The 13,928-nt window shown below is 48.9% G+C and carries 15 protein-coding genes and 1 other annotated feature; of the genes, 3 read left to right on the top strand and 12 right to left on the bottom strand.

All coding sequences use genetic code 11. The features are described from left to right. Positions 1-114: 114 nt before the first annotated feature. The 9 genes from HPY58_01755 to HPY58_01795 form a co-directional block, all read right to left on the bottom strand. Entirely contained in the window at positions 115-285 is a 171-nt protein-coding gene (locus HPY58_01755) for a DUF2197 domain-containing protein (protein ID NPV28383.1), read from the bottom strand. 13 nt (positions 286-298) lie between these two features. Continuing rightward, a complete protein-coding gene (locus HPY58_01760) occupies positions 299-1,078 on the bottom strand; it encodes an NAD-dependent deacetylase (protein NPV28384.1) in 780 nt (259 codons plus the stop codon). Further along, positions 1,075-2,184, bottom strand: a complete 1,110-nt coding sequence (locus HPY58_01765; GenBank protein NPV28385.1) for a histidinol-phosphate transaminase — start codon at positions 2,182-2,184, stop codon at positions 1,075-1,077. The genes HPY58_01760 and HPY58_01765 overlap by 4 nt, the downstream gene beginning before the upstream one ends. 13 nt (positions 2,185-2,197) lie before the next feature. After that, positions 2,198-2,596: a hypothetical protein gene (locus HPY58_01770; GenBank protein NPV28386.1), complete on the bottom strand. Its 399-nt coding sequence runs from the start codon at positions 2,594-2,596 to the stop codon at positions 2,198-2,200. 34 nt (positions 2,597-2,630) lie between these two features. Continuing rightward, the gene (locus HPY58_01775) at positions 2,631-3,932 is read right to left on the bottom strand and encodes a phenylacetate--CoA ligase (protein NPV28387.1); all 1,302 of its coding nucleotides are present in this window, start codon (positions 3,930-3,932) and stop codon (positions 2,631-2,633) included. Next, the gene (locus tag HPY58_01780) at positions 3,929-5,437 is read right to left on the bottom strand and encodes a sodium:solute symporter family protein (protein ID NPV28388.1); all 1,509 of its coding nucleotides are present in this window, start codon (positions 5,435-5,437) and stop codon (positions 3,929-3,931) included. Before HPY58_01780 ends, HPY58_01775 begins: the two co-directional genes overlap by 4 nt. Positions 5,438-5,600: 163 nt before the next feature. Further along, the gene (speE, locus tag HPY58_01785) at positions 5,601-6,431 is read right to left on the bottom strand and encodes a polyamine aminopropyltransferase (protein NPV28389.1); all 831 of its coding nucleotides are present in this window, start codon (positions 6,429-6,431) and stop codon (positions 5,601-5,603) included. A 42-nt stretch (positions 6,432-6,473) separates the two neighbouring features. Then, positions 6,474-7,280 carry an ATP-binding protein gene (locus HPY58_01790; protein ID NPV28390.1) on the bottom strand — a complete coding sequence of 269 codons (807 nt, stop codon included), beginning with the start codon at positions 7,278-7,280 and terminating at the stop codon, positions 6,474-6,476. A 13-nt stretch (positions 7,281-7,293) separates the two neighbouring features. Next, positions 7,294-8,067: a DnaD domain protein gene (locus HPY58_01795; protein NPV28391.1), complete on the bottom strand. Its 774-nt coding sequence runs from the start codon at positions 8,065-8,067 to the stop codon at positions 7,294-7,296. Positions 8,068-8,592: 525 nt separating this feature from the next. Here HPY58_01795 and HPY58_01800 point away from each other — a divergent pair. After that, on the top strand, positions 8,593-9,030 hold the full coding sequence (locus tag HPY58_01800; protein NPV28392.1) for a hypothetical protein: 438 nt from the start codon (positions 8,593-8,595) through the stop codon (positions 9,028-9,030). Between the two features lie 435 nt (positions 9,031-9,465). Here the strand turns inward: HPY58_01800 and HPY58_01805 are convergent, their stop codons facing one another. Beyond that, a complete protein-coding gene (locus tag HPY58_01805; protein ID NPV28393.1) occupies positions 9,466-10,674 on the bottom strand; it encodes an aminotransferase class I/II-fold pyridoxal phosphate-dependent enzyme in 1,209 nt (402 codons plus the stop codon). Positions 10,675-10,739: 65 nt separating this feature from the next. Then, positions 10,740-10,963 (bottom strand) — a binding site (T-box leader). A 313-nt stretch (positions 10,964-11,276) separates the two neighbouring features. On the opposite strand from HPY58_01805, the gene HPY58_01810 reads away from it, so the two are divergent. After that, positions 11,277-12,497 (top strand): histidine kinase, encoded by a 1,221-nt coding sequence (locus tag HPY58_01810; GenBank protein NPV28394.1) that lies wholly within the window; start codon positions 11,277-11,279, stop codon positions 12,495-12,497. After that, the gene (locus HPY58_01815) at positions 12,475-12,696 is read left to right on the top strand and encodes a hypothetical protein (GenBank protein ID NPV28395.1); all 222 of its coding nucleotides are present in this window, start codon (positions 12,475-12,477) and stop codon (positions 12,694-12,696) included. Before HPY58_01810 ends, HPY58_01815 begins: the two co-directional genes overlap by 23 nt. Before the next feature lie 95 nt (positions 12,697-12,791). Here the strand turns inward: HPY58_01815 and HPY58_01820 are convergent, their stop codons facing one another. Both HPY58_01820 and HPY58_01825 read right to left on the bottom strand, forming a co-directional pair. Further along, the gene (locus tag HPY58_01820) at positions 12,792-13,241 is read right to left on the bottom strand and encodes a GreA/GreB family elongation factor (GenBank protein NPV28396.1); all 450 of its coding nucleotides are present in this window, start codon (positions 13,239-13,241) and stop codon (positions 12,792-12,794) included. Positions 13,242-13,448: 207 nt separating this feature from the next. Then, the gene (locus tag HPY58_01825) at positions 13,449-13,913 is read right to left on the bottom strand and encodes a hypothetical protein (protein ID NPV28397.1); all 465 of its coding nucleotides are present in this window, start codon (positions 13,911-13,913) and stop codon (positions 13,449-13,451) included. Between the last annotated feature and the right edge of the window lie 15 nt (positions 13,914-13,928).

Here is a 13,928-nt window from a genome sequence, read left to right on the forward strand (position 1 = left end):
CAGTTGACTGGATTCCTTCGGAAAAAATGGTAATATTTGTCGTTTTCTTTATCCAGGGGGATTATATAAAAAAACAAATTCAGGGAATTTTCTCCCCGAATTCAGAGAAAGATCCTATCCGATTGGTTTTTTGGGTTTGTTATGCTCCAAAGCATCATATTGGAGTTTTGCAAGGCACATCTGACAGAAATAAACCGATTTCGGATTTTTGACAATACGCTCAAAATCTTTATGAACTTCGGTGATCGATTCCTTTTTTCCGCACAGGGAACATCGAACCTCCAACCGGCGCCCCCCCTTAGAAGACCGCTGACTCTTGTTCTGCTAAAATCTTCCAGAGATCAGCCAGCACCTTGCCTGCTCTTTCCCTGATGACCACCCTTGCCTTATCATCATAGGGTGTTGGCATCAGGTTGATGATGGCCAGCTTTTCTACCCTAGCGGGCAAATAGGCAACAGGATAAACCTGGAGACTGCTGCCTGCTATTATCAAGAAATCGCAATCTTGCAATGCCTCGGCAGCAGCATAAAAAGCGCGGGGCATGGGATCGTGAAAAAGAACAACGTGAGGGCGTAAAACACCATCCTTGCAATAACGGCACAAGGGGGGATTGATCCCCTTTTGCACCGAATCTACCAGAAAACCAAACACGTCCTCCTTTCCGCATTTCAAGCAAAAGCAGGTCCGAAGATGGCCATGCACCTCGAAGACATTTCGCGAGCCTGCCTTGACATGAAGACCATCTATATTCTGGGTTATCACACCCCGCAACAAACCTTTTTCCTCTAATCTTGCCAAAACCAGATGGGCGGGGTTGGGTTCTGCCTTTAAAATCCGGATAAACCGGGGCAGGCCGACCTCGTAGAAGCGGGCAGGATCAGATTCAAGAGCATCCCTTGAAAGCTCCTTTACGGGGTCAATCTTTTCCCAAAGACCCGTTCCGGGACTGCGAAAATCGGGAATCCCGCTCTCGGTGCTGACACCTGCGCCGGTTAAGGCCATGGGATATTTTGCGGAAAGGAGAAGGTCAGCGAGTTTCTTAACCTGATTCAGATATTCGGCCTCCACCAAAGTCATCCCCCTGTATTTAAAACCTTTTCCAGGCTCGCGATAAAACGTTGATTCTCCTCCGGGGTACCGATGGTAACCCTGATATAGGTCGGATAACCGAAAATGTCACCCGTCCGGATGATCACTCCCTCCCGCAGCAAGGCAGCAAAAACCTTCCTTGAATCCTGAAAAATGTTTACAAAGATAAAATTGGCCTGGGTGGGAACGTATGCCAGCCCCAGCCGGTCAAATGCCTGATAAAGATACTCCCGTCCTTCCAGGACAATTTCTCTGCTTCGCCTGAGATGATCTTGATCGCGGAGGCTCGCCCGGGCCGCCTCCTGAGCTAGAAGATTGACGTTGAAGGGCTCCCTCACCCGGTTGATTAGAGCAATGATTTCCGGACGGGCAATCCCGTACCCGATTCTCAGCCCCGCCAATCCGTAGATTTTGGAAAAGGTCCTTAAAACAATAACGTTTTTTCCTTCTTCGATAAACTGCAGGGAATTGGGATACTCGGGATCTGTCACATATTCATAGTACGCTTCATCCATGACGACCAGGACCTCGGGAGAGATCTCGGCAAAAAAGGCACGAAGCTCATCCTCGGTAACAATCGTTCCCGTCGGATTGTTGGGATTACAGACAAAGACGATTTTTGTCCGGGGCCCGATCTTTCCTGCCATCGCTTTTAAATCATGGGTGAAGTCCCCCTTCACAGGAACAGCGATGCAGTTTGCCTCCATGATTTTGCTTGCAAATTCGTATTCCGAAAAAGAAGGATGGGCAAAGACCACATCATCACCGGGTTCCAGAAAGGTTTCTGCGATCAGCTTTAAGAGTTCGTCGGACCCGTTTCCAATGATTAAATTCTCTTCCCGGCATCCCAGATGGGCCGCCAGCTCTTTCTTCAGGTAAAAGCAATTGCTGTCGGGGTAAGAATTCACCCGCGTAATTGCCCCCCGAAGGGCCTCTATAGCAAGGGGTGATGGACCCAGAGGATTTTCATTTGAAGCAAGCTTAATAGCTCCCGAAATCCCCAGTTCCCGCTCCACTTCTTCAACGGGTTTGCCGGGAACATAAGGATTTAATGCAAAAATGGCACGCCGCCCTAAATCTTCAACCTTGCGCAAATTTTCTTCCCCCTCAAAATTTTTTATCTTTAATATCCTCTTCCCAGCGGCCCCCGGAAACGCCCCAGGTACTGCGCCAGAACTTCCAGTAAATCATGTTCACCACCCGGGGATTCCCCAATTTTTGGGCCCTTTCCCGGGCCGCAACGAGGTGCACCCGGTCTGTTTGCTTTTCATTGCCCTTTGAGGGCAAACCTGATAATTCAAAGCACAGGCCATACACGACTGTTTTCGTCAACTGCCAGGCAATCTCCTTCAAAGCAGAGCGCCAGACACCCGAGCTGAAGGCATCCATCGGTTCAAAGGGGGGCAGCGCTCCCAGGGCATAACATCCAATGTCACCTGCAACCGCCGCACGAAGCTTACGCAGAACGTAAAAAACTCCCCGCCGGTGGGGGCACCCGGGACACATCAACGGTGGCCGCTTCAGTACTCCCCTCAAACAGCTAATTTTTATCTCTCAGATCAATAACGCGCTGCGCTTTTCCTGTCGTTCGTTGAATCGTTTTGGGCTCGACCAGGCGCACCTTTGCCGTGAGACCCAATACACTGTGAAGCTTGCGCTCAATTTTCCTCTCCCAGGCTTCCAGGTCGCGATAACGGTCTGTAAAAAGCTCTGGGGAAACTTCTACCAGAACCTCCAGTTCATCGAGATGCCCCCGCTTTTTGGCTACAATCTGATAATGAGGCGCCAGGCCGTCAATCTCCATGAGAACACTTTCAATCTGAGAGGGAAAAACATTAACCCCCCGGATAATCAACATGTCGTCAGTTCTTCCGCTGATTTTTGAGAGTCTCGCAGTTGTCCGTCCGCAAGGGCAGGGCTCTTCGCTTATTGAAGAAATATCTTTCGTCCGGTAGCGAATCAGGGGCATGGCCTCGCGGGTTAATGTCGTAATGACGATTTCGCCTTTCTTCCCGGGCGGTAAAACCTCTCCGGTTTCGGGGTCAATTATTTCAATGAGAAAATGGTCTTCGGCCACATGCATACCGGATGTCTCCAAACATTCTCCAGCCACGCCGGGGCCCATTACTTCGCTTAAACCGTAATTATCGGTGGCCTTTAAAAACAATCTCTCTTCCAGCTGCTTACGCATCTCTTCGGTCCAGCCTTCGGCGCCAAAAAGCCCCACCCTGAGCTTGAGGGATTTGAAATCGATCCCAAGCTCTTCCCCCACCTCGGCCAGGTGCAGGGCGTAAGAAGGAGTGCTTATTAAAGCGGTTGTCCCGAAGTCCTGCATCAGCATCAACTGCCGCTCGGTTGCCCCGGCAGAGGTTGGAATAACCATTGCCCCTACCTTTTCCAGTCCGTAGTGAAGACCAAAAGCGCCGGTAAACAAACCGTACCCAAAGCAAATCTGAGCGATGTCATCCTCTCCAACTCCAGCCTGGGTAACAACCCGGGCCACCAGATCGGCCCAGGTCTCCAGGTCGCGGCGGGTGTATCCCACGATCGTTGGCTTCCCTTTTGTCCCTGAGGAGCCGTGGATTCTTACAATCTCCCTCAAGGGGCGAATAAAGAAACCGTAAGGATAGGCCTGGACGAGATCTTCTTTAGTCGTAAAAGGGAGGCGGTGGAGGTCCTCGAGGGTTTTCAGATCACCGGGCTGGAACCCAAGAGAACGGAACATCTGATGGTAAAAACCCTTGCTCTCATAAACATTTTTTACAGTTTCCCTGAGCCGGGCCAGCTGAAGTTCAACTAAGGCCTCACGGGAAATGCACTCATATTGCGGTGACCAGATCATGACAAAAAACTCAGTCCTTTCTCCGCTCCTCTTTCTTCTCTATACTCATCCCTTGCCCCAAAAATTTTCTCTAAATGACTTTCCGGAAAAGCTTTCGTCAGGCAACTGACCAGTGGCACGATTGCCAGAGGCAGTATCATCGCCAGGGACCCGCTGATGGGAATCCAGAGCGCATCCATTTTGAAGTAAAAAGCCAAACCTAAAGAAACAGCCAAACCTGTCAAAAGACCGGCCCAGGCTCCGGCCCTGGTGGCACGGCGCCAGTAGAGGCCGTACAGGTAAGGGCCAAGAAAAGCACCTGCCAGTGTTCCCCAGGAAAGGGCCATCAACACAAGAATAATTGTCGGTGTTACGGCCAAATACAAACTTAAACCGATAAAAACAATGCACAAGAAGCGCATCAACCCAACAAAACAGTTCTCCTGCCAGTGTGGAAAAAGCGATTTGAAGATGTCAACCACAACTGCGGAACTTGAAACCAAAACAAGAGAAGAAAGGGTTGACATCGAAGCAGATAATACCAGGAGCAAGATTAAAGCGGCACCCCATTCCGGGAGAATCATCTGAAGCATTTGAGGAACAATTAAATCAGGGTTTGGCCTACCCTGCGAAAGCGGGAGTGACGAGAAAAACAGGCGGCCCCAGGCTCCTGTATAATAAGCCGCCCCGGCAATCATCAAAGCAAAAGTAGTGGTAATCACCTGCGCCCTCCGAATCGCATCCTCATTTTTAACGGAGTAAAATTTCTGAACCATTTGAGGCAAACCCCAGCACCCGAAGCTTGTGAGAACGACCAGTGCAAACAGGGGCAAGAATCCGGGAGGACCTATAATCTTTGTAAAACCGGGGTTAATTTCTGCCAAGCGCTGCAATCCCGTGAAGAGGCCTCCCACCTGAGGGCTTTTTGTAACAAAAACCACTAAGAGAACTGCCCCAAACGCCATTATCAGGCCCTGAAACAAATCCACCAGAGCGACTGCAAAATATCCCCCCATGACAAGGTAAAAGGCAGTGAGCAGGGCCATCACAATGAGAGCCAATAAATAAGGAACTCCAAAGATGTTTTCAATCAAGTAACTCAAACCCATGTACACTGAGGCCGAATAGGGAACCAAAAAAATAAAGATCAGAGCTGCCGCAACATACTGCAGCGCAGGGCTGTCATAACGGGCTGCCAAAAACTCAGGCATCGTTAATGCCTTCAGCCTGGTGGTCAACTCTCTTGTTCGGCGTGCAAGAAGCCGCCAGGCGAGATAACCACCAATGATCGCATTGCCGGCTGCGATCCACAGAGATGATAAACCGAAACCCCATCCTACCTTACCTGCATATCCGATAAAAACTACGGCAGAAAAGTAAGTTGTTCCATACGCAAAAGCAGAAGCCCAGGATCCAATAGAGCGATTTCCGAGAAAAAAATCTTCTACCGTACGAACCTTTTTTACCGTAATTAAACTTAAACAGAGAATAAAAAGGGAATAGATAGCAACCGCCATCCATTTCATGAGACTACCATCCTTCCGTGCTTCTGAGTCGTTATTTGTTATTTTTTTAATAAGTCCCTGCTAACGGTGATTCCCTTTTTACGCTCCCACCCCTTTCGCAAAAGCATAATTAAAACTAAAACAGTACTACCTTCTCCAAACTCGATAAAAATCCTTTTTTTGCTCAATCCTCTCCCAACAGTTCCTGAATAAAGCGAGGCAAAACAAAAGACGCCCTGTGCAATTCGGGGGTATAGTATCTGGTTTTAATCAAACTGTTGACCCGGCAGTCCTGCACCGGATGGTAACATTTAGACCCGAGCGTGAAGCTCCAATAACCACTGATATAACTAGGGATGCAGGCCAAATAGACCGCTACCATGGGGAAAATCGATTTGATATCCCGATAAACTCTTTGAAAAATCTGCTGGCTGAAATGGGGTGAATCGGTTTGCGCCACAAATAATCCATCCTCTTGAAGAGAATGATGGACGCTCCTGTAAAACTCTTTGTCGAAAAGCTCAATTGCCGGGCCCACCGGGTCTGAAGAATCCACTATCAAAACATCATATTTTTCTTTTTGCTGCCTTACATAATTCACACCATTGTCAATAATTACATTAAGCCTCGGGTCCTCAAACGCGGATGCCGTTTCCGGCAGATAGGTACGACAGGCAGTAATCACGCGCTCGTCAATTTCAACCAGATCAACTTTCTCGACCGTTGGGTGCTTTAGCACCTCCCGTGCCGTTCCCCCGTCTCCCCCTCCTACAATCAGAATCTGGCGGGGATTTGGGTGTGTAAACATGGGAACATGAGCAATCATTTCGTGATAAATAAACTCGTCCGAAACTGTGGTCTGAATAATCCCATCCAAAACCAAAGCACGGCCGAATTCCACAGTATCCACAATGGCAAGGTGCTGGTAAGGGGTTTGTTCCGTGTAGATCGTTTTATGTATGCGCCATTTTACACTGTATCCCGGGGTATGGTCTTCAATAAGCCAGAATGTCACTAAAAGCAACTCCTTCCTGAAAAAACTTTTTCAATGGTTGTTCTATTTACCTGCTTGAGAACCGTTCCTGTTTTTCAAGTGCCGAATATCCTTGTCCACTGAGAGCCGGTAGATACGGCACATCTGAACGATTCTCGAAGTTGTTCGTTCCCCAAGAAATTCCTCAAGCTGGCCCAATGTTAAATTTGTGGTAATAATAACCGGAAGATGAAAATTCAGCCGATAATTAAGCAAGGAGTATAACCTGTTGCAGGTCCAGGGTGTATAGTTATGCGCTCCTAAATCATCAAGAACCAAAACATCTACCTGCCGTACCTTTCTCAACAAGGTGACATCGTCTAAATCTGATCCCTCCCCGGAGATGCCTTTATGGTAAGTTGCCCGGAGTTCATCAAGAAAATCGGGAACAACTAGAAAAAAGACCTGAATCCCGTGCTGAATAAGAAAATTAGTCACAGCGCCGGCCAGATAGGTTTTTCCTGCCCCTACATCTCCTGTAAACAGGATGCCCGGAATATGGGGATTCTGGAGATATTCAGAAACAAACTGGCGTGCTCCCTGCAAGGCCTTTGCCGCCATTTCCCGGTGAACTCCTTCATAATAATCAAGTCGAAAACCCTCGAAGCTGCATCCCTTAATTTCAGGTGTAACATTTGCATACTGGTACCGGTTTTCCAGAGTGAATTGTTTTGTACAGCTGCAAATCCTGGCCACATCTCCAAAAAGAACCACACCCCGGTCCTGGCAAATTTTACACCTGGGTGACTCCAAATCTTTAAACTTGAGAGAAGGCTGCTTTTTTTCTACGATCTTATGCAGCCTTGCAATCAAATCTTCAACCTGTTTCATTTGCCTCACCTGACTAAGTTAAATAAAGATCTTTATATTTTTCTTCTTTATCCTCTTTTGTTCCTTCAAGGTTTGGCTTTCCTTTTCGAGCCTGGCGCTGGGCAAAATACCTTTCCTCGTATTGGTTTACCTCCTGGGTTGTCCTTAAATTATTACGAGCCCAGCGGGAAAGAATCCGGTCTACGTAGTTCAGATTAAAAATACCCCTCATAACCGCCCGCTTTAAGGCCTCTAAAATCAACTCTTCAGAATAACCCTCATCCTTATACCAGCAGATAATCTGCGTACACTCCATAGGAGTAAGAGGCCGCCCGAATTCCTGCTCAAATATCCGGAAGAGGTTGCTCAGTAAAGGTGTTTGAGCCCGCCCTGCGGTTCTTACCTGGGCAGTTGGTGCCGCCTCCTTGCGCATCTCCTGAAGCGCCTGCACCTTTTCCTCAGCCCAGAGGTCGGCAATTTTTTCAAAAAGCCCCGAAAGATCAAACCTGCCACCCTCGATTTTAAGCAGACCGCGCGCCACCAAAGACTCCAGGACTACTTTAACCTGGTTTTCCGGAACATCGAGAAGCCTGCTAAACGCCTCCGGGGCCGGAGCGTCATTTCCCTGCTGTTGAAAATAAAAAAGGGCAAGAACCACCAAAAGGTCGAGGCTCCCCAGGGAAATTCTTGCACTGTATTTCATCAGAAGGTTGGGAATCAAAGTAAATCCTGCCATAAAGAAATCTTTGCTGAAAAGAGCGGGGATATGAAACCCATACCCCTCCACGGATACCATCCTTTCTCTCATGTGCATTACATATTATTATTTATCCAGAACCTCTCAAAAAACCTGCTGCACCTAACAGGTTTTTTGAATAAAACCTTCTCCTCCTATAAATAAATAAAAGGAAAGACGATTCACAGTGCAACGGTGGAGAAGATGGAACAATACACCAATACTTCCATAAAAAATTTTCTTTCTGAACTGGTTTCAGCATGGCACTTGACTGCACCTGCCTACCCTTTTTTACGCGCGCGGTTTCGAAAGATTCTAACGGAAAACCCCGAGAAAACCCTGGACGCCTTGTTTTTAACGCTTTACCTGAAACACCCTGCGCTCTCGACGTTCTCCGGTTTGCGTTCCTTTCTCCTTGCCCATCTCCCTTGCCTCTACCCCGGGATTCTGTCCTACGCCAGGCATCTGAAAAAATTCCAACACAGCGTGTTGGAAGGTCCCCTTTCTATTGTTTTACGGGAAATCCGGTTTCTCTGTCGGGAAGTTATCTTAGTCACCCTCAACAATCCCGCAACACCTTATCCGGCGAGAAAACAATTGCATCAAGCACTTCAAAAAATAAAACCCTTTAATCCGTATCCTGCCGCGGAGATCCCTTTTTGTCCGGAGGAAGTAATTGCCAATCTCCCCTATTACCTGGAAAAGGCCGACCTCCTTGCCGAACTTCCGCAGCTTCTACCGGTCTACTTCACCGCAGACGAACTCCAACACTTTTCCGGCTCCCTTCACATCCACAAGTTTACTCCCGAGGACGAAGTCAGGCTCGAAAAGATCCTGAACCTTCTTCGTAAAAGAGAAATCCTTCGCGAACTGCTCCGTTTAGTTGCAACTTTCCCCATGATCCTCAAAGCAAAACAGGCACTCGCCGTCTATTTCTCGCTCGGTGAAGTCATTCCCTGGGCTAAACACCCTTTTATCAGAAGGCTGCTCGCAGTAAGCCACCAGGAGATCCAGGTTTTATTAGCCAAAAAATAAATACAAAAAAGAGGGGGAAACAACCCCCTTCATCCAAGACCTGCATTTTGGTATTGATTTTCAAGCCAGCTACAGTTGTAAGAAGACCAGGAACCACTTTTGAGGCGTAGAACGGAGGCTTCTCGATCGTAGCCAGCATTTCTTCAGTTGAGCCAATTCGTTGTATACCTCGCAACAGTGGCCTTAAAGGTCGCGACAGGCACACCCATTTTCCGTGCCAGTCCTTCAATGGCATCTGCCGTGATAGTCCTGCCTTGCTTAATTTTTTGGTTCTTTTAACGCCCCAACCAAAAAAAATCCTTTTGTCTTTCGTTACAAGACATATGTTGTTATCCGTCCGGGTAAATCCGGTATCCTGGCCGTTTTTCGCTGCCGCCCGGACGGCTATGCGAAGCCCGTGTCCGCGTCCTGAAAAAACTGCAAGACAGACCTTGCTTACAGAGTGGCAACCCGGGGGAGCCGATGTCGCTTCAAAAACCTGTCGACCCGTTCCAGCGCCTCTTCAATCTCAGCCCGGGAGGCGGCATAACAACACCTGATAAATCCCTCCCCACTGGGCCCAAAAGCATTGCCGGGAACCACGGCCACCTTTTCTTCCATCAAAAGGAGTTCGCAAAATTCATCTGATGCCATTCCTGTATGCTGGATGCTCGGGAATACGTAAAAAGCTCCTTTAGGCTCAAAACAGGGAAGTCCGATTTGCCGCAACCCGCTGACAATGAGTTTGCGGCGCAGGTCATATTCGCCGACCATCTCCGCCACAAACTGGATTCCCTCCCGGAGAGCAGCGAGAGCAGCGTACTGGCTGAGAGAGGAAGCACAAAGCATTGTATACTGGTGAATTTTTAACATCGCATCGATAATTCCCCTGGGGCCTGCGGCAAAACCAAGCCGCCATCCCGTCATCGCAAAGGCTTTAGAAAAGCCGTTCAGCAAAATCGTTCGCTCCTTCATGCCGGGAAGCGCGGCAATTGAAACATGCCGGGCACCGTAAGTCAACTCCGCATAAACTTCATCGGAGATAACCAGCAAGTTGTAATTTTTTGCAATTTGAGCGATTTCTTCCAGGTCCTCACGCTCCATAATTGCTCCCGTTGGGTTGTTGGGGTAAGAGAGCAAAATAATTTTAGTTTTATCGGTAATTCGGACCACAAGATCTTTTTTGCGCAACCGGAATTCGTCTTCAGCCCTTGTCGGAACCAGAACTGGTTTTCCGCCTGCTAAAGCGGTACATGGTGCGTAAGATACATAGCAGGGCTCCCCTATTAAAACCTCGTCCCCGGGATTAATCAAGGCCCGGAGTGCCAGGTCGACACCTTCACTTACCCCTACAGTAACAAGGATTTCGTCGGGGTTGTAACTAAGATTAAACCTGTCCTGCAAATAGAAGGCTATTTCTTCCCGCAACTCCGGCATTCCGCAGTTAGAAGTGTACTTTGTTTTTCCTTTTTTTAACGCCTCCAGACAGGCCCTTCGAATTGGCTCAGGTGTAACATAATCAGGCTCGCCCACACCAAGAGAAATGACCCCCTCGGTCTGAGCAATCAAATCGAAAAATTTTCGAATCCCTGACGGCGGCAACCCCCGCAAGGTTTCGGAAATAAAACCATTAAAATTTTCTCCGGACTTTCTTAAAGTCTGCATTCTGCTCCCCCTCGCTCTCCCAAAAGTCACGGATTGCTAAAAAGTTTAAAAAAATAACCCCGTCCTCAAGGGACGGGGTTTAACTCCCGCGGTACCACCCTAGTTAACCGTTAAAGGTTCAACTTTAGTCCCCTTTACCGGGGGGAACCGTCCGTACCTACTGTTGAAAAAATCTCTTTCGGCAGGCACCTCCGGGGCGGCCTTCAGTGTTCCCATCTACCGGTCTTCCACCCTCACCGGCTCGCTTCAAGACGGGCTTCCACCTAATCTTCCCCTTCATGGGCTTAATCCATATAAAATTATTTGAAATCGATTCTAACATCGAAATCCAATTTTGTCAATAGAGCGCGATTCTGAAGCTCGCCCCCAGTATTTGCCATTCCTGTAATTCAAACATATCAAGCGTTTCGGGAATTACACCTGGTAAAGAGTGTAAGTAACCCCTTTCCCCGATAATTAAGCTTTTCGGAGCAGGATATTTGGGGAGGGATCAGGCTGCTCCGGCTCAAGCCGCAGAATCGAGCGGAAGAGAACTGGTAATTTATGAAGGAAAAATTAAGATCTTGGTCGTAAATACATAAAAAAGATCAAGGGGTGGGCTTGTGGAAACATTTGATAACACCCCATTCCAGCAAAATCAAGATATCATCCAGCCGGTGCTCGAGAATTTAAGCAATTTTTATCGGCTCTGGATTAAGTATGTAAGCTGTTCCGGGACATATGTCATCACCCCGATTAACAAACAACAGTGCAATTTCTGCCGCCTCATACGCAATCATCCGGTAGGCTATCAGCGGTGCCGGGAGACTGCCAGGCGATGTGTTTACCTCGATCCGCACAGACACCACCTTTTTCCCTGTCATGCCGGTTTGTACGTCCTTGCCGTTCCTTTACAAGGAGAACGGGGCCCTATTGGAGCACTGGCCACAGGGGAGATAAGAATAGATGACGGTACCGTCGATACCGGCGAGGTCTTGCAGAAGGTGGCGGACCTGGGTTTGAACCGGGAACGTTTGTCGAGATATTACGAAGAAGTGCCGGTTAAAAAGCGCGAAGAGATCCTGCTGCTTGGGGAGACCCTTTATGCCATCAGCAACTGTTTCATCCGGTTGGGATCTGCCCAGGCAAAAGTCAGACAGGCTGAAATAGAAAAGGCCCTGCTGGAATCGGAATTGCGTGCCCTCAGTTCGCAGATCAATCCCCATTTTCTGTTCAATGCCCTTAATACGATCCAGATGTTTTCTTATTTGGAGGGTGCCAGGAAAACGCCGGATATCATCAATGCCCTGAGCAACCTGCTCCGCGCCAGGCTCAGTGTCAACGACCTGCTGACCTCTCTCAGGGATGAGTTGGAAGCAGTAAACAGTCTCCTCTTCATCCAAAAAACACGTTTTGAAGACAGGCTTCAGGTAGTGATCGATATCCCCGATGCCCTCCTGGATGCCCGGGTACCGGCCCTGTCGCTGCAGTCCCTGGTGGAAAATGCCCTCATCCACGGATTGGAGCCTTATGAAGGGATCGGCCGCCTGGAGTTACAGGCGGAAGTGCGGGGCCGGGATCTGATATTTCACGTGAGGGATAACGGTGTCGGAATGACGCCGGAAGAGCTCGCAAAAATCACCGGGAGGCTTAACCGGAAAGAGATATTCGAGGAAGCAGGGGAAATCGGAATGGCGAATGTTCAGAAACGCTGCCTCGCCCTTTTCGGCGAAGGCTACGGGATCCGCATCAAAAGCGAAAAGAACAGGGGTACGGAAGTGACGATCCGGATCCCTTTCACAACCGGAGATGGCCGGAGAAATGAAGATTTTATTGGCAGATGACGAGCCCATCGTCCGCCGCGGGCTCAAGCAGATGATTAAGAACCTTAATTTTTCCTTTGCTGCCGTCCTGGAAGCCGCGACAGGTGGGGAGGCGATCGCTTTAACCGGACGGTACCGCCTTTTTTATGTCTTTTTTTGGTTTTGCTTCACAGAGCAATCCCTGCGTGACCTGCAGCATCCCATTACCGGGCAATTCTAGCCACGATGCCGATCGGGTGACCACCAATCTCCGGGTGACTTATATTAAACCGCCCATCGAACTCCAGGAAAAAGAAATTAAACAAATACGTGGTCTTAATCGCCTTGCCACTTAATAGATTTTATCTTGTATCGGAATACTCCAGCTGGCGCATTAACTGTTACTTCGTCTCCAACCCTCTTTAACAATAATGCCTTTCCGACAGGTGAGATATATGATATATCGCCGCCTCCTACACCTGTTGAAAAGGGAGCTACCAGGCGAAAACGGTGAACTTCTTGAGTGGATAAGTCTTGAATTTCAACCTCACTTCCGATAGTCACAAAAGGGAGAGAGGCACTCGCGGTTTCTGACTTATGGGCTTTCTTAAGGAGTGATTCGACATGTTTGATGTAGTTATCAATAAGTTTTTCTAGTTCGTCACGTTCTTTTGAGGGTTCCTGGAAATATTCCTCGAGGAGTTTATCCTTCTGTTCCTCTACCTCAACCAAGTGCTTTACGAGGTTTTCGAAGAAGGCCTTCGAGACCTCAAATCCTCTTGTCATTTTATTCCCCCCATGCAAGCCATTTTATGGAAAGGCTTATAATAAAGCAAAGGGGCACCTCGTCGAACAACGAAGCACCCATTTACATTTACCATACCATGGATTACAGTCATTGTCAACCGTGGCAGAGATTACCATTTAATGGTGGTTGTTAAATTTTTTTACATTCAGAAAGTCACCGGAAGGGTTCCTGGTAATCCAAACTATCTAAACTTCGAGCCCTTCGCCCCGGGGACCGGCCCCCGCAGCCCCGCGCCCGTCCGGAACCAGCCGGATAGGCGGCATCGCCAGCGACAGCAGGGCGCTCATCCCCAGGAAAACTGCCCGGAACCCGGCCACCTTATCCGGAAAACGGGAAAGAACCAGGACGATGCCTGCCGTTCCGATAACCCCGCCAGTCTGCCGGAACATCCCCCTGAGCCCTGCAATGGCACTGATTTTCTCGGGCATCAGCTCGATGGCGGCGTTGTTAGAAGAGGGGCTGACCAAGCCCACACCCATGCCGGATACAAAAATAAGAGCAGCCAGCCACCAGAAGGTGGGAATCGCCCTGCCCAGGATCGCCGGAGGCCGCCAGTACGGGTTCAATCCCAGGGTGGTCAGGGCCAGCACAAGAAATCCCGCCGCCATAGGCAACCGGTACCCGGTGCGGTTCAGCAGCATGCTGGTCACCGTGGACATCCCCAT

The organism is Bacillota bacterium (genome assembly GCA_013177945.1).
Classification (GTDB): Bacteria; Bacillota; DSM-12270; order Thermacetogeniales; family Thermacetogeniaceae; genus Ch130.